This is a genomic window from Olegusella sp. (assembly GCF_057238325.1).
Map to the genome: position 1 here is coordinate 176,261 of NZ_DBHHGF010000001.1, position 16,996 is coordinate 193,256.

A 16,996-nucleotide genomic window follows, 5' to 3' on the forward strand; every position below is an offset into this window, starting at 1 on the left:
TTGCCTATATCAAGCGCCTACATATACATGTTAATCCCTCGAGTATGCATCCCTAAATAGTAACGATTTTATTGCCGGGCTGTTCTCGCAGGTAAAAAACCGCTAAAGTATTAGCAAGGGCTCGTTTATACGAGACCATGTTGTCGATGATTGGGAGATTATGCGCAAGACTAAGATGTTTGAAGGTAAGCGTCATGTCTATGACACTGCTAAGGCTACCGAGGTTGCACACCGTAGCTTTGGCGGCTTTGGCGATCCTGCTGGTTATGAGGAAACCCTCTATCAGACTAAGCAGGGTCTCTATTTTGTCGTGGGCGTAGGCGGAGCCGATTCCCCGTATCCTACCGAGGATCTCAAGCCTATTTCCAAGAAGGATGCTGAGGCTTTCGAGGCGTAGTTCCTCTGTGATTACAATTTAGCAAGAGAAAGGGCGAGGGCTTATGGCTTCTTGCCCTTCTTTTTAAGGCGAGCGGTGAAGTAACGGCTCACTCTGTAAAATCGGCGCATTTCAAAAAAGTGGTTTTGATTTTTAGTCAATGGGTAGACTTTTCCCGACTGTGATTTATTGCTTTGGGGGAATTGATGATTTACCTATCTGACCTGCGCAAATCTTACAGAACGGGAGACTTTGTTCAGCGCGCCCTTGATGGAGTGTCAGCAAAGTTTCGGGATTCTGAGTTTGTTGCAATTTTGGGACCGTCGGGCTCGGGCAAGACGACTTTACTCAATGTAATTGGCGGTCTTGATCATGCTGACTCTGGCGACCTTATCATTAATGGTGTGTCGACCAAGGGTTACCACGCTAAAGATTGGGATGCATATCGCAATCACCATGTAGGTTTTGTCTTTCAGAGTTACAACCTGATTCCTCATCAGACGATTTTGTCCAATGTTGAGTTGGCTTTGACGCTGGCGGGCATTTCTCCTGCCGAGCGTAAGCGTCGTGCACAGGAGGCGCTGACGCAGGTAGGTCTGGGCGAGCACATTCACAAGAAGCCATCTCAGCTCTCAGGCGGTCAGATGCAGCGTGTTGCTATTGCTCGCGCTTTGGTCAATAACCCCGATATTGTGCTTGCAGATGAGCCTACAGGCGCCTTGGATACTGAGACAGGTGAGCAGGTCATGGGTCTGCTTGCCGAGGTCGCAAAAAAACGTTTAGTTGTGATGGTGACGCACAACCCCGAGCTTGCCGAGAAGTACGCTACACGTATCATGCGCATTGCCGACGGACGTATTGTTGACGATACAGATCCTTTTGAGGGAGTAGAGCAGGACATTAGTCACAACGTTGCGACTACTACCAGTTCTGCAACGATCAATTCTCCAAAGTCCGCTGCTACAGCTACAAAGCCGCATCCAGGACGCGCGTCGATGAGCTTCCTTACGGCGCTGGCTTTGTCTTTTTCAAATCTCATGGCCAAAAAAGGTCGTACGCTACTGACTGCTTTTGCGGGTTCAATTGGCATTATGGGCATCGCGGCGATTCTTGCCCTCTCAAATGGTGTGAGCAACTACATCGACAAGGTACAAGAAGACGCCCTATCATCATCCCCGCTAACTATTACTAAATCGAGTTTTGATATCACTTCGATGATGACCAAAACAACTGAGTATCGTACGGGTAGCAAAAAGTCAGCGAATGATACGGCTACAGACAAGAAGAAATCCAAAGACGAGCTTATTCCTTCGTCGCCCATCATGAGTGACGTCCTAACCGATGTAAAAAACAATGACCTCAAGAGCTTCCGTGCGTTTCTTGAGAGCGGCAAATCGGGGATGGAACCCCATGTCAGTGCTATTACTTATGGATATGGTATCAAGCCCCAGATCTATATGGCTGACAGCTCAAAAGGCGTAAAGCAGCTCAATCCTTCCTCGCTTAGCAAGATCATGTCCAATGGAGTTTCGTCGATGTCAGCAATGTCTGTAGGAGGCTCAAATATGGGCTTTCAAGAAATGGTTGATGATCAGGACTTGCTCGATGCTCAATTTGATGTTGTTGCCGGTAAATGGCCCAAGAAATACAACGAAACTGTGCTTGTACTCAACAAATCAGGCGAACTTTCGGACTATACACTTTATTCGATTGGTGTGCTTGATCCCGACAAATTGTCAGATATGCTCTCTGACGCGATTGCATCCAAAAAAGTTACTGCTCCTGCGACTGATGTCAAATTTAGCTATGATGATGCGCTCAAATTGAAGTTTAAGCTGGTCAATCAAGTCAATCTTTTTGCTCGCAGTGAAGACGGTAAAACGTGGACGGATCACTCCAATGACAAAGACTTCCTTAAATCCGCAGTTGATGCGGGTACTGAGCTGCGTATTGTGGGTGTCGTCAAACCCAAGGCAACCGCATCGAACACTTCACTCAATGAGGGCGTTGCCTATCGTCATGATCTGATTTTGCATTTGATAAAAGAGGCAGGGGAGTCCGAGATTGTCCAAGAACAGCTTGCTCACCCCGAGACTGACGTCTTTACTGGCAAGACCTTTGATGCGCTCAAAAAAAAGCAGGGCAAGAAGCTCGATATGTCTTCGCTTTTTTCGGTTGATCAGTCACTTTTGGCGAGTGCCTTTACGCTTGATCAATCCAAACTGAATGCGGGCAAAATTGACCCATCTGCTTTTGATTTTTCCAAGCTCAAATTTGATACAAGCTCTCTTAAGCTGCAGATAGACCAAGCGGCAATTGCAGAATCTGTTCGTCAGTCCTTGGCAAATAATCTACCAACTCCTGATGCGGCTGATCTAGGCTTTGGCGATCTTGCAGACATATCTGGTGCGCCTGACGAGGCGACAGCAGCACGTCTTGCAAATATGCAGGCCGTATCTCAGGCAGTAGGCGAAAATTTCCCCAAGCTATTGCAGGGCTATATTGCGAGCTTGGGTAAGAAAATCCAAGCAGGTGACGATGTCAGTAACTATAGCCAGTTGATGACAGATTACCTTGCAACACCCGTATCTCAAGGCGGTGGCAAGGACTACTTTGATGCTATTGTGGCCGCTGCTGGTGATGAGACCCAACAGCAAAAGACCAGTGCTGCTTTGACGAAATACTTAGTGAATTCAGTAGCGCCGAGTGTGCAGGCTACGTTGAGCTCGGCAGTGTCGAGTGCTTCTTCTCAGGCACTTAACCAGGCAATGGATCAGATGAAGTCTCAGCTTGCTCAGACTTTGGCCGATCAGATGGGCCAAGCAATGCAGACGCAGATGGCAGGTTTTGCGACGAGTCTCAAGAGTGCTATGAGTGTTGATCCCACGGTGTTTGCAAGTGCTATCAAGGTCAACATGGACCAAGAGGACTTAACATCTCTGCTTGCCAATTACATGAATGCAGAAGAGCTGAGCTACGACAACAACCTTGCCAAGCTCGGTTATGCCGATGAAGCAGAGCCTGAGTCGATCAATATCTATGCCAAGAGCTTTGATGACAAGCAGGAGGTCAAAAACCTCATTGATGCCTATAACAAAGACCAAGAGGCTGCACATAAAGCCGATCGTTCCATTTCGTACTCTGATTTAACGGGCGTACTGATGGGTTCGGTCTCCGATATCATTCACATGATTTCTCTGGTTTTGATTGCTTTTGTGTCGGTGTCGTTGGTGGTGAGCTCAATCATGATTGGCATCATTACCTATATCAGCGTGCTTGAACGCAAAAAAGAAATTGGCATTCTACGTGCTATGGGTGCATCCAAACTCAATATTGCCAATATATTTAACGCTGAGACCTTCATTGAAGGCTTGTTCGCTGGTGGCTTGGCGATTGTTATTGTGTTGTTGGTCTCGGTACCCGTCAATATTTGGGTGGAAAAGACTTATAACGTTGAAAATATCCTTGCTCTGCCTTGGACTCAAGCAGCCATTTTGATTTTGATTTCGGTTATTTTGACGCTGGTAGCGGGTGTTATACCGTCGACTGCTGCAGCGCGTAGAGATCCGGTGGAAGCTCTTAGGAGCGAATAGCTACGTCGATGAGCAAGTCCTACGGGGACATATGCCTGTGAGATTTTTGCAGAAGCGCTTCGCAAACGAAGAGATATCGTGCGAAGCGCTTTTTCTGTCCACTGAGGCTGCTATGCTAAAAAGACTAGATTTCGATAGATGAAGCGGAGACGAGGAATGTCGATGTCTACTTTTAGCAAGAACGTCCGTGTTATGCGACTGTTAGTTGCCTGTGTGTTGAGTCTTTTGATGGTGACCCCAGCCTCTGTCGTATGGGCTTCCTCAATGCCGCAGCTACCCAAAGACGCAGCAATCTATCTCATAGATAACCAAACAGGTGACGTTATTGCTTCTCAGCGTGCAGATGAAAAGATGTATCCCGCAAGCCTTACCAAAATGATGACCGCGCTTGTCGCAATGGATTATGTAGGCGACAAGTTGGACGAAAAAGTGAGCGTTGGCGATGAGGTCAAATTAACGCCTGAGGACAGCACAATCATGGGCTGTCATTCTGGCGATGTATATAGCTGGCGTGATTTGATATATGGCATGATGCTTCCATCAGGAAGCGATGCAGCATTGGTGTTGGGCACTCACGTAGGTCGTCTGTCAGCAAATGATTCCAAGCTTGACCCCAAAGATGCTCTTGCAAAATTCATTGCCTTGATGAATGAAAAAGCCAAGACAATGGGCTTGACTGGGACTCACTTTAATAATGTGCATGGCTTTCATGACAAAAATCATTACAGTTGTGCGCATGACCTAACGTCTATTGCGCAGGCGGTACTCGCAAATAAATTTTTGAGTGAGGTAGTCTCGACTCAATCTCATGAATGCGTCAATAAAGAGGATGCTAACGTTACGGTTTACAACACCAACTGGCTAGTAGACAAAACAGCGGGCAAGATCGAGAAAAACGCGCTGGTAGCTGCAGGTGAGACGGGTGTTGATAATCCTTATTACAAGGCAGAATGCCAAGGTGTCAAGACGGGCTATACCGAAGAAGCAGGTCGTTGTCTTGCCTTTGCGGGTAAAAACAAAAAGATGTCTTTTGTTGGTGTAGTCTTGCACCTGTCTGATAAACCCACTATCTACAAAACAACAGGTGCTGCTCTTGAAAGTGCACTCAATGAGTATGAACGCCGTCGTTGGGGCACAGATGTGCTGCCTTATACGGTGACGATAAACAATCCCTCTTTACAGGATTTTCTTAACCATAATATCAAGCTGAGAGTGCGTCGCAGAGATATCCCAAAAACTGTAACTATCGACGCCACACTGAAATATGAAACTAAAATTGCTTGGGACAAGAAATACGTGAAAGAAGGCTCCGAAGATACCTGTGAGTTGCAGAGTGCCATCAAGTCGGGCAGCCAGATTGCAACTATGCAGGTGTTTTGTGAGGGCAAGCTGATAAGTGAAACTCCGCTGTATGTGGATCAAACCATGATGCCCTTTAGCAATGAAGACAAGCTCGTGTTAGCTGGTGTGGCTGTGGGAAGTGTTTTGCTCATCGTGCTCATTATTGCGGGTATACGTATGATTGTTAAACGCAATAAGCATGATGAAAGTCAAAGTCCAAAAGAGGCCGACGATTTGGCAAAGCAGTAGTTGTAATGTGTGCAGTTTTGCTTGTCTGCAGTAAAATAATTGTACTCATGAGTGAGCGGTATAGGAAGTAGGCGACGTGACAAGTACAGCCAATAAGGCGCACAAGAGCGTTGCTACTGAGCACAAGCTTAAGCCGCGAGTGAGCCGTAATACCAATAATGAAAATGAGGCAAAGGCACGCAAGGGAGCACTTTTTCTTGTTGGAGCTGTGATTGCCTATATCATTTATCTGATAGTTTCTGGACAGATGAGTAGTTTTATCGCAGCTCTGCGCGGAGTTGATATGCGCTGGGTCTGGTTGGCGGCTCTCTGTTATGTCTTTTATTTCATCTTTGGCGTCATTGCCTATGCGGTGGCAGTTGTGCTTGATCACGAATCACCCGTGGGTATTCGTGATCTCATGAGTGTTGAGGCCTCTGGTGTATTTTTTGGCAATCTCACGCCAATGATGGCGGGTGCGGTGCCTTCCCAGATTTTGCGACTTACGCATACTGGACTTGATGCGGGCGAAGCAAGTGCAACGCAGTTTACCCGCTTTATCATGTTTCAGTTGGGTGTGGTACTTTTTGCAGCCATCATGCTGATTGCAAAGTTTCGCTTTTTTCTCGAGAGTTATGGCGACATCGTTATCCTAAATCTCGTTGTTTTTGGGGTACATTTTCTCGAGTTAGTTGCACTTTTTGTTATTTGCCTTTGTCCTTCTTTTGTCCGAAATATTGGCAACTGGAGCATTAATTTTGCTGAGCGTCACAAGTGGATGCGCAATCCCGAGCATGCACGCGAGCTGGTTAACGTGCAGGTGCAAGAGTTTGCTGATGCATTTCGTCGCGCTGCCCAAGATATGCCTTCCATGCTGCTAACGCTGGTGGTTACGATGGCACAGTTGGCGTCTTTGTATGTGATTCCTTGGTTTGTCTTGCGTGCTTTTGGACATAACGCAGATTTTCTTGCCTGTATGGCAGCGGGGTCGATGGTGCAAATGGTAGCTTCGGCTGTACCTCTGCCTGGTGGTACAGGTGGTGCCGAAGGCGGTTTTGCTCTGTTTTATGGACCCCTTTTTGCAGATGCTGCTCCTGCGGGATACTTGGTCTGGCGTATTGTGACCTTTTTTGCGCCGACTTTGCTGGCAGCGCCCTTGCTTGGCTTTCGTTCTGATTCGGGTGTGAGCATTTACCACCGTTGGATGCGGCTTACAGGACGTGAGTCGGGAGCTGCCACTGTCAAGGGTGGTTTTCGCTTCAAAAAGATTTCTGGAGCACATGAGAAAAACGGCACATCAAAAAAGCGCGGCAAGATTCCTGGTGTTGCTTCTGTTGACCTCAAGTCTCTCAATAAAAAACGCAAATAGTTGCATGTGAGCGTTATATATGCGCTAACGCCAGCGCAAAAGTGTTTTCTCGCAACGGTTTGAGAAGTAGAGAAAAACACGTTTGTGTTAAAGCATGAAGTATTAGTCGCAAAGACCGCAAATGGAGCAGCGGCTGCGAGCGCTATGTGCAGATGGGGTAGCAGCGAGACCACCTAGTGCAGTTTCACGTAGGGTCGCAGGCAAAGCTGCACCTACTTGGCGCATAGCTTCGACGACTTCATCAAAAGGCAAGGGGTCAAGGACACCTGACAGCGCCAGTTGAGCAGAACTAAGTGCTGCGCTGACACCAATAACATTACGGTCTTGGCAGGGATGCTCAACGAGTCCACGTACTGGATCGCAGACCAAGCCAAGCAAATTGTCGATAGCAGTAGAAGCGGCTGATAGTGCAACTGAAGGAGTTGCTCCCAAAAGTTGAGCAACTGCAGCAGCAGCCATAGCGGCGGCAGAACCCACCTCCGCTTGACAACCTCCTTCAGCGCCAGCAACAGTAGCGTTGCGGGTCATAATGGCTCCAATGCCAGCGGCACACCACAAGGCTTCCTTAATCTGTTGATCATCTGCGCCAATCGCCTCGCTTACGGCAAGGACGGCGCCAGGAACAACACCAGACGAACCGGCTGTAGGAGCAGCTACAATGACACCCATGGAAGCAGAACGCTCGAGGGTTGCCATTGCATAGGCAGAGGCTCGAGTGAGCGTATTACCCATTAAGGGAGCAGCAAACTTATCTGCATTATCAAAGACAGCACGTGCCTGTCCTCCAATGAGCCCACCTAAAGAAGGACGAGGATTGTTAATGGGATCTGTGGTCTGGCCACGCATAGCGGTAAGTACACGCTCCATTTGTGCATCTACTGCTTTGGCATCACCTGAGCTCAGCTCAATCTCGCGAGCACGAGTCAGCGCACCAATTGAGAGCTTCTTATTTTGGCAAAGCTTTAGCAGCTCATGACCATTGTTATAATCAAGTGTGATTTCTGCATCGGCAGAAATAAGCGTTGCACCAGGGATTTCAACTACGCAGGCGCTGATGACCTTAGGTAGTTTTCGCAGTCCTTCAAGCTCCTTTGTGGAGGCGGATTCGTCCAGCTCAATGATGGTATATGCCATACCACCGCGTTCCTTACGGAACGTATTGATGGTAGCGATATTGGCACCAGCAGTAGCGAGCGTGCCTGTTAGGGCGGCAAGCACTCCAGGGTGGTCACGGTGTGAGATAAATAAGGTGGGATAATCGCCCGAAAGCTCCACATTGACACCGTCTACCTGGCTGATACGTATGCGTCCACCACCCAATGATTCGCCGGTGACCGAGACAGTATTGCCATCAACGCCAGTCATAACGCAAGTCACTGTATTGGGGTGGCGACCTGCTCCTTCTTCATCAGAAGCGGGAGCAAAGCTAAAGATAAGTCTCGTGTTGGTTGCTTGTGCAAAAGAATCGCGTACACGTTCGTCATCGGGAGCAAAGCCTAGCATTCCAGCTACGAGGGCACGGTCGGTACCGTGCCCACGGTAGGTTTTGGCAAAAGAGTTATATAGAGTAAAGTCCACACGCGCCAGATGCTCAGGTCCTAGCGAACGTGCAACCAACGCGATGCGCAGGGCGCCTGCGGTGTGCGAGCTTGAAGGACCTACCATAATGGGCCCTAGAATCTCGAATGCCGAGATGTTCACGATAGTACCTTTCTGTCACACATGGCAGCGTGCGATAAAATTTTAGAGAGCTAGAGGTAGTGCGCGTTCCAAACGGGCAAGACCAATCTCACGACCCAGCAGCTCGATGGAAGCACCCAGTGGGGGAGAAACCTGATTTCCGCATTCAGCTACACGGACCGCACCATAAAATTTGCGTTTGTTGACCCCAAGGGTTTCGGGCAGTGGCTCGAGAGCGGCATCAATTTGCTCGGTATGCCACTCGTCCTCACCAAGCTTACTTAATGCCTCGTAAGCTGCACTAACAAAGGAACGCGCACCTTCCTTGGCAAGGTTTTTTGCCACAGACTTCTCGTCCATTGTGACGTCAGCACCCTCATAGAGAAAACGCGCCTTGTCGACAACCTCAGGCATGAGGGTTGTACGGGGTTTAAGTTGTTCAGAGAGCAAATCAAACCAAGCAGGACGTGTTGCGTAAGCACTTCCAGCATCACCGCTTTCAAGCCCCGCAGCGACTAATTGGGGTACTAGCACCTGTTGAGAAAACTCTGAATTGCTCATTGCTTGCAGATACTGCTGCTGAATCCAGTCGAGTTTTTTGGGGTCAAAGGTAGCGGGGTTCTTGCTGACGTGGTCAAGGCTGAAACTTTTTGCCAGTACATCGCGGGGGACAACAGTGGTTTCACCATCGGGCGCCCAGCCAAGCAAAGCAAGATAGTTTACAAAAGCATCGGACAGATAACCTGCATCGCGATATTCCTCAACAGAAGTTGCGCCATGACGCTTGGAGAGCTTCTTGCCATCAGAGCCTAAAATCATAGAAATATGCGCAAATGTTGGCGTGGGATAGCCCAGTGCCTCGTATACCATGACTTGACGTGGAGTGTTGGACAGATGGTCATCACCACGGATAACGTGGGTAATACCCATCATGGCATCGTCAACGACAGTGGTGAAGTTGTAGGTGGGCGTGCCGTCAGTACGGATGAGGATAAAATCATCCAACTCACGCGCATTGAAGCTTACGCGACCATGCACTGCATCGTTAATGACTACATCACCACGGTCCAAGGGCACCTTGATGCGAATGGTATAAGGTTCACCAGCGGCAATACGTGCCTTGGCCTCGGCAGGGTCAATGTTGCGACAGGTGCGCTGATAGCCTTGGAAAGAATCGTGGCGCTGTTGGGCGGCTTCTCTATCAGCAGCAAGCTTTTCGGCTGTGCAGAAGCAGGGATAAGCCCTGCCCTCCGCTACCAGACGTTCTGCTGCCTTACGGTAGATATCAATACGATCAGTCTGGCGATAAGGGCCATAAGGACCACCAATACCTTCGCCCTCATCCCAGTCCAGCCCCAGCCAGCGCATGGCACGCAAAATAATCTGAGTGTTTTCCTCAGTAGAACGTGTGGGGTCGGTATCGTCGATACGTAGAATAAAAGTGCCTTCATGTGCACGAGCAAAAGCCCAGTTAAAAATTGCAGTACGCGCGCCTCCTACGTGAAGCTTGCCCGTAGGTGAGGGGGCAAAACGCACACGAATTTTGGGTGCGCCGTCAGTTTGTATGTTGTTGTCGTGCGAAGCCAAAACAATGCTCCTTTGAACTTATCGGACGCACGTAGCGTCAATCAATAGTGGTAACAAAGACGAAGCACAGTATACCTGCTCAGCGAACCTGTTATGCACTCAACACTAAGTGTCAAAGAAGCAACGGAAATCTTCTTGGATACGGCGGATTAAAACTTAAGTGTGAATGTGTTGTTTGAATTTTATTCGAAATATTAAAAATATTTGAAAAAGAGTCAAAAACTGGTCAAAAAGGGGTAGAGTGCCCTACGGCTGTTGATGAACTGCTCACACAGAGCTCCTACTGACTCTGCCGAGCGCATGTGTAGGGAGATGAATTTGCCTATGAGTACACAAGCCGAAGTCAGCTTGTTGGGACCTGCCATTCATGCGCAGGCGCTGACGATGAAAACCGCACGTATGACGGCATACAAAGACATTAATTTGGATTTAGCCGCAGGCCAGGCGCACGCTTTGCTTGCTGAGCACAAGGCCGGTAAACGCGAATTGCTGCTGACCTTGGCGGGCCATATGTTGGCAAGCTCGGGTGAGCTTACGATAGGTGGGCTTAATGCACGCTCGGTTAAAGGACTTCACGCAATAAAGAAGCTCTCTGGTCTGGGTTGGTTTTCTAATGTCAATGAGCTCGAAAAAGTACTGAGAGTGCGCACTTGCATTTCAGCTGAATTGGGGCTGATGGGCAAAAAATCCAACCGAGCAGCAACCGATGCCTATCTTGAGCAGTGGGGACTTTTGGATGTAGCCGAAAAGAATCTCGAAGAGCTTGACCGTATGACCTATGACTTAGTAGGCATTGCGCTAGGTATGGCAGGGGATCCCAAGCTTTTGGTAGTACAAGAAATCGAGCGTGACCTAACTGAGCTTCAAACCATGCAACTCATCGATATTCTTTGCGAAATCTCTCATGGTCGCGGTGCGACTGTGGTTTGTGGCATGTGTGATTACGGCATCGCAAGTAAGTTTGACAGTATCAGCTGCCTGACCGAGGATGCGCGCGCACAGCGCGATGCAGTACTTGGTCAAGCTGCTCAAACGACGCCTCTGGGGGTGGCATAAATGAAAAACCCATTCCGTGGACTGCGCTTTTCTCTGCTTGATTTTCATAACGCTCGTGCAAACGCGGGTATGAAGGTCGCGCTTGCAGCTATCTGCTGCATTCCTTTGATTTATGGTGCACTCTATCTAGCGGCTTTTTATGATCCGTATGGCAATATTGACAAGGTGCCAGTTGTAGTAGTCAACCAAGATAAGGGTACAACCACCAAAGACGGCAAGGCACTCAATGCTGGCGACGATGTTGTCAAGCAACTCCGTGATGCCAAAGCGCTTGACTTTAGCTATGAAAAAGACGCGGATAAAGCTCAGCGCCAACTTGAGTCGGGCAAGTATTACATGGAGCTTATTATCCCTGAGGATTTCTCTGAGAAGGTCTCTTCTGCTGAGACTGATAAACCGCAACAAGCAAGTTTTAAGCTCATTGGTAATCAAAGTGCCAATTCAATTGCAACAACAATGGGCACCTCAGCGTTTCGTGTGATTACTTCTAAGGTCAACTATGCCATCGGCCAAGACTACTATGTACAGATTTTTGACACCATTGATGACTCAACAGCTGAAATTAAGGTTGCAGCTGATGGTTCGGCAGAGCTTAGTGATGGTCTCGCGTCGGCTACGGATGGTTCAAAAAAGATTGCTGATAATCTATTGGTAGCAGGTACGGGTGCAGATGAGCTTGCTGCAGGCATTGTGCGTGCAACAGATGGTTCCAAGCAACTCAAAGACGGTCTTTCTACTGCTAAAGATGGCGCTAAGTCCCTGGATGGAGGTTTAGGCAAGCTCTCAGATGGTGCAAGTAGCGTGCAAGATGGTGCCGATCAGCTCTCTGATGGTATTTCTAGCGCTAAGGACGGTGCAGATACCCTTGCCGACAAACTCACCGAAGCCAAGAAAGGCTCCTCAACGCTTGCAACAGGCGCGAGTCAACTCAATGCTGGCGCATCCCAGCTTAAAAAGAGTCTTGATGGTCAAAAGGCTAATATCCAGGCTTTAGATAATGGTGTAAATGAGCTTGTGGGAACCGTTGGCCAAACGGGACAAAAGCTCAGTGGTGTTGCTGCCCAATTGGGTTCTGAGGGCTCTTCATCTGGTAGTACTGCCTACGCTGCAATCAAGGGCGTTGAAAATAGTTTGGCTGGTGCGCAAAAGGCCAGTCCTGATGGGACAGTAACTTTGACTGCCGAGCAATGCCAACAGCTTATCGGCACACTTGATGCTGCTGCTTCTGGTGTTTCACAAGCAAGCTCTGGTTTGGCAGATGCTGCAAGCGGTATTGATACCAATAGCTTGGCGCAACTCAAAAATGGTGCCGACGCTCTTGCAACCAATCTCACCGTATCGACTGGTAGCACAGATCCTTCTTCAATGACGCTCTATGATGCGGTGACTAATCTCTCTGCTGGAGCCAATCAGGTTTCCTCGGGTGCTACTCAGCTTGATCAAGGCGTTGGCCAGCTTGCAGATGGCGCAAGTCAGCTGGCTGGAGGACTTGATTCTGCAAAGACGGGTGCCACTGCACTATCTGCGGGTGCCTCTCAGCTTAAGACGGGCACTCAGTCTGCAAAGGACGGTTCAAGCTCCTTGCTTAGCGGCATTGATAAGCTTTATGCAGGCTCGGCAAGTCTAAGCGACGGTTTGGGCGATGCAGAGAAAGGCTCTGGTTCTTTGGCTGATGGCATCAAGAAACTTGCAGATGGTGCAACTACGCTTACCAAAGGCATTAGCTCTGCTCAAGATGGTGCAGATCAGCTGGCAGATGGCTTAAGCGATGGTTACAAAAAGGCTCAGGAATCTACCGCTAACTCTGATGCTAAGTCCGAGATGATGAGTGAGCCCGTCAACCTCAAGTCCTCCAACTACACTACCGTCTCCAATTACGGCTCAGGTTTTGCTCCTTACTTTATTGCGCTGGGTCTTTGGGTGGGCGCACTGATGACAACCTTTATTATCAAGCCACTCAACCAGCGTTTGCTGGCTTCTGGTGCCAACCCCATTGTGGCTGCTTTGGCAGGTTTGTTGCCTGCACTGATGGTAGGCGTTATCCAAGCAGTGCTTATGGGTCTGGTATTGCAGTTTGGTCTCAAGATTGACCTGCTTCATCCTGTAGCGTACTACGCACTTTGTATCTTGACTGCGCTCTGCTTTGCAGCGTGGAACCAAGCACTTGTTGTAGGCTTGGGCTTCCCTGGCAAGTTCTTGTCAGTTGTATTGCTTATGCTGCAACTGACTTCAGCTGCCGGTACCTTCCCGCTTGAGGTTGTGCCGCATTTCTTCAAGATTATCAATCCGTTACTGCCGATGACCTATTCGGTGCGTGCTCTGCGCGTTGCAACCACTGGCTTGGATATGTCACTGATTACGCCGAATGTCTGGATGCTACTTGCCTTTACGGCAGTACCCTTTGTGGTGACCTGCTTGATTGCTGCTCGCAAGCGCCTGGTCACGATGGGGGACTTGCATCCGCTCGTACAGCTCTAAGGCGATACGCTAGTATTAAGAAAACGCTCGCAATCAATTCATGCGTCAGGTGCCTTATGCGCTTGGCGCATGTATATCAAATGTGGTGAGAGATATGGCTGCAAAAGAAGCTCAAAACAAGAAATCGCTCAACCATGTGGTTGGAGTTGACGCGCCAGGCATCCAAGAACTAGTTGGTCGTGTTGAAGCGGCGCATCAGGCAGTGCGTACCGCAGCTCGCAAGGTTGCTCGTGATGCGGTTGAAGCAAAAACTGCAAAAGTACGCGAGACCAATCGTATGAGCAAGTCCGAGCGTACGCGCGTACGTATTCTTGCAGCAGCTTCCGAAATTATCATGGAGCGTGGAGGTATCGATTTTCAGATTGGCGAGGTTGCTGAGCGTTGCAACATTTCTAAAGGTGCGCTTTATTATTACTTTGCAGATCGCGATGCCATTGTGGAGGAACTCTTCTCACAGGTGGTTGAGGACTTTGTTAGTTCTCTAGAAACAGATGTTGCTCATGCAAGTTCCTCTCACGAGGCAATGCGCGCAATGGTCAGACGTCTGTGTTATTCAGTGCATGAGGGCGGAATTTTTATTGCTGCAATGGCAACAGCGCTACTCAAGGATGGCACCTCTATGTTGCCGCGGCTCGAAAATCGCTATACGCGCGTTACACATTTGGTTGCTAATCAACTGATACGCGCGCAAAGTGAGGGTCTGGTTGACTTTGAGGGCAATCCCGAGATGGTTGCGGCAAGTATTTGTGGCATGATTTTTTTTGGCGCTTCACGTCAGATTGAAATCGAGCCCGATACTGATGTGGACGAGCTGATCGAGCGACTTATTCGCTTGGTGGAATTTGGTATTTCTGCTTCTCGCACCTCTGACGCATAGGGAGGGTTGGGTTCATGGCCTTTGCGGCAGTAGTACTTGATATCGCAACGCGCGAACTTGATCGTCCCTATGATTACGTTATCCCAACTGAGCTTGCGTTTCAGGTAAAGATAGGCGTGACAGTTCTGGTGAACTTTTCTGGCAGAGTTGCCGTGGGCTATGTAGTGGCGTTATCTGATACTCCTCCTGCAGAGGTACCGCTTAACAAAATTTTGCCAATCAAGCAGGTTTTGACAGAATCAGCTTTTGATGAAGCTGCAGCACGTGTAGCACTTTGGTTGGCGGCTGAATACGCCTGTCCGCTTGCGGTGGCTCTACGACTTTTCTTAGCGCCAGGGCAAAAGTTGCGTGTGCATCGTGTGGCGCCTGATGCGCCTTGGGAGCTTGTGCGTGAAAAAGCAGGACCTATCGATACTCGTTGGGTCTCTTTGAGCAAAGCAGGGCTTTCTTTTGTTCCTCAAAAAAATGCTTCTCGTCAGCGAGAATTACTTGCTGCTCTTGCTGCGGGTCCTCAGCGCATGGCAGAGCTTGCGGCGATGGTGCCGGGGGCAAGTGCGGTTGTCAACGCGCTCGCTAAACGCAGCGTAGTGAGTATTGAGCTCCGCCGACATATTCGCGGAAGCGGGGAGACTACGAGCTTATCAAGTGCTCACGCAACGCGACCCGACATGCTGACTGAAGGGCAAAAAAACGCACTTGAGACAGTTGAGGCGGCGCGTCTTGCTGCTCGTGGTGATGTGGTTTTAGTTGATGGTGTGACGGGTTCAGGCAAAACCGAAGTATATCTTGCGGCTATTGAGCGAGCTCGCGCAGCTGGTCAGGGTGCGTTGGTGCTTGTTCCTGAGATCTCTTTGACAGCACAGACTGTCGGTCGTTTTCGCAGTCGCTTTGGCGAAGATGTTGCGGTGCTTCATAGTCGTCTTTCGGTGGGTGAGCGTTTTGATCAGTGGGATATGGTACGCCGCGGATATGCCCATGTAGTAGTGGGTGCTCGCTCTGCTTTATTCGCTCCCGTGGCAAATTTGGGTCTTATTGTGATTGATGAGGAACATGAAGGTTCTTACAAGCAAGACTCTATGCCACGCTATCATGCACGTGAAGTAGCGGCGCGCATGGCAAAAGAGCGCGGCTGTGCCTTGGTATTGGGTTCGGCTACACCGTCACTCGAAAGTCTTGAGCGTTGTCGCTGTGGCAGCTATGCGGGGGTATCTTGGACGCGTGTCGAGATGCCCGAGCGACCAGGTACTACAGAGTTACCATCAGTTGAAATTGTGGATATGACTCAGCAGTTCGCTGCGGGTAGACGTACGTTTTTTTCTTTACCACTCACACAGGCATTAGAAGATGTAGTGCGCCATCGTGAAAAAGCAGTACTGCTCCTTAATCGACGTGGCTTTGCCAATTTTTTGATGTGCCGAGAATGCGGCTGTGTGCCTGAATGTCCGCACTGCTCTGTTGCACTGACGTATCACGAACGCACTCATGAGCTGGTTTGTCATAGCTGTGGACGCTCGTGGCCACAAAAGAGTTACCCCGATCCATCCTCGCGGTGTCCCAATTGCGGGAGTCGCTATATGGGGGCCTATGGGGTAGGTACGCAGCGTGTCGAAGATGAGCTACATATTTTGCTCAATGATTTGGGAGAAGCTGGGGACGATGTTGAGATAATCCGTATGGATGCGGATACGACGCGTACCAAGGGCGCTCACCAAAAGCTGCTTGAGCGTTTTGATGGTGCAAACTGCGCTATTTTGTTGGGAACGCAAATGATTGCTAAGGGCCTCGATTTTCCCGAGGTTACCTTGGTGGGTGTTATCAACGCTGATACGACACTTAAGTTACCCGATTTTAGAGCTGCTGAACGCACTTATGATCTGCTCGAACAGGTGGCAGGTCGTGCAGGGCGCGGTGATAAAGCAGGGCGCGTAATTGTGCAGAGTTATTGGGCGGGTCATCCCGCTATTGCATCGGTGGCACTGCATCGTCGTGAGTTGTTTGTGGATAGTGAACTTGATCTGCGCGCTGAGGCCTCATACCCGCCCTTTACGCGTCTTTCCAATGTGTTGCTTTGGGGGACACAAGAGTCTCAGGTCAAACGTTGTACTGCGGAGGTTGCTGAGGCAATACGTGCTGCCATTAAAAGCTTTGATGATGCAGATAACTGGGAGGTACTAGGTCCTGTTGAATGCATCAAAGCGCGCGTTAAGGATCGCTTCCGTCGGCATATTTTAATTAAATCTCCTCTTAATTCAAAACCTGGCCCCTTGCTTTCTGCCTGTGTAAAAGCTGCAAAATTACCCCGAGGTATTACGGTGGCAATTGATGTGGATGCCGCTGACCTCATGTGAGTCTCATGGGTCGATGACTTATGCCGTTTTATGGGTATGATTGTGAGGAAACAACTTATGTTG

General features: G+C 49.2%; 10 protein-coding genes. 8 read left to right on the forward strand and 2 right to left on the reverse strand.

All coding sequences use genetic code 11. The annotated features are described in order from the left end of the window. Positions 1–160: 160 nt before the first annotated feature. From ACO5JD_RS00805 to ACO5JD_RS00820, 4 genes are all read left to right on the forward strand, one after another. Positions 161–397 (forward strand): hypothetical protein, encoded by a 237-nt coding sequence (locus ACO5JD_RS00805; RefSeq protein ID WP_298580180.1) that lies wholly within the window; start codon positions 161–163, stop codon positions 395–397. Positions 398–582: 185 nt separating this feature from the next. Further along, on the forward strand, positions 583–3,969 hold the full coding sequence (locus ACO5JD_RS00810) for an ABC transporter ATP-binding protein/permease (protein ID WP_484986991.1): 3,387 nt from the start codon (positions 583–585) through the stop codon (positions 3,967–3,969). A 162-nt stretch (positions 3,970–4,131) separates the two neighbouring features. Then, a complete protein-coding gene (locus tag ACO5JD_RS00815; RefSeq protein ID WP_484986993.1) occupies positions 4,132–5,559 on the forward strand; it encodes a D-alanyl-D-alanine carboxypeptidase family protein in 1,428 nt (475 codons plus the stop codon). Positions 5,560–5,635: 76 nt separating this feature from the next. Then, a complete protein-coding gene (locus tag ACO5JD_RS00820) occupies positions 5,636–6,907 on the forward strand; it encodes a lysylphosphatidylglycerol synthase transmembrane domain-containing protein (protein ID WP_021626062.1) in 1,272 nt (423 codons plus the stop codon). A gap of 102 nt (positions 6,908–7,009) precedes the next feature. Here the strand turns inward: ACO5JD_RS00820 and sdaAA are convergent, their stop codons facing one another. Both sdaAA and gltX read right to left on the reverse strand, forming a co-directional pair. Continuing rightward, on the reverse strand, positions 7,010–8,611 hold the full coding sequence (sdaAA, locus tag ACO5JD_RS00825) for an L-serine ammonia-lyase, iron-sulfur-dependent, subunit alpha (RefSeq protein ID WP_484987358.1): 1,602 nt from the start codon (positions 8,609–8,611) through the stop codon (positions 7,010–7,012). Between the two features lie 39 nt (positions 8,612–8,650). Then, on the reverse strand, positions 8,651–10,174 hold the full coding sequence (gene gltX, locus ACO5JD_RS00830) for a glutamate--tRNA ligase (protein ID WP_484986995.1): 1,524 nt from the start codon (positions 10,172–10,174) through the stop codon (positions 8,651–8,653). Positions 10,175–10,498: 324 nt separating this feature from the next. Here gltX and ACO5JD_RS00835 point away from each other — a divergent pair, with 324 nt between their 5' ends. The 4 genes from ACO5JD_RS00835 to priA all read left to right on the forward strand — a co-directional run bounded on the left by ACO5JD_RS00835 (position 10,499) and on the right by priA (position 16,933). After that, entirely contained in the window at positions 10,499–11,230 is a 732-nt protein-coding gene (locus tag ACO5JD_RS00835; RefSeq protein WP_035438497.1) for a P-loop NTPase family protein, read from the forward strand. Next, complete coding sequence (locus tag ACO5JD_RS00840; RefSeq protein WP_484986997.1) at positions 11,231–13,708, forward strand: YhgE/Pip family protein; 2,478 nt, start codon at positions 11,231–11,233, stop codon at positions 13,706–13,708. 94 nt (positions 13,709–13,802) lie between these two features. Beyond that, positions 13,803–14,585 (forward strand): TetR/AcrR family transcriptional regulator, encoded by a 783-nt coding sequence (locus ACO5JD_RS00845; protein WP_035438499.1) that lies wholly within the window; start codon positions 13,803–13,805, stop codon positions 14,583–14,585. Positions 14,586–14,599: 14 nt separating this feature from the next. Continuing rightward, a complete protein-coding gene (gene priA / locus ACO5JD_RS00850) occupies positions 14,600–16,933 on the forward strand; it encodes a replication restart helicase PriA (protein WP_484986999.1) in 2,334 nt (777 codons plus the stop codon). The last annotated feature ends 63 nt before the right edge of the window (positions 16,934–16,996 follow it).

Coding starts and splice junctions, on each gene's coding strand:
- ACO5JD_RS00805 (WP_298580180.1), top strand. CDS start 161: ATGCGCAAGACTAAGATGTTTGAAGGTAAGCGTCATGTCTATGACACT.
- ACO5JD_RS00810 (WP_484986991.1), top strand. CDS start 583: ATGATTTACCTATCTGACCTGCGCAAATCTTACAGAACGGGAGACTTT.
- ACO5JD_RS00815 (WP_484986993.1), top strand. CDS start 4,132: ATGTCTACTTTTAGCAAGAACGTCCGTGTTATGCGACTGTTAGTTGCC.
- ACO5JD_RS00835 (WP_035438497.1), top strand. CDS start 10,499: ATGAGTACACAAGCCGAAGTCAGCTTGTTGGGACCTGCCATTCATGCG.
- ACO5JD_RS00840 (WP_484986997.1), top strand. CDS start 11,231: ATGAAAAACCCATTCCGTGGACTGCGCTTTTCTCTGCTTGATTTTCAT.
- ACO5JD_RS00845 (WP_035438499.1), top strand. CDS start 13,803: ATGGCTGCAAAAGAAGCTCAAAACAAGAAATCGCTCAACCATGTGGTT.
- priA (WP_484986999.1), top strand. CDS start 14,600: ATGGCCTTTGCGGCAGTAGTACTTGATATCGCAACGCGCGAACTTGAT.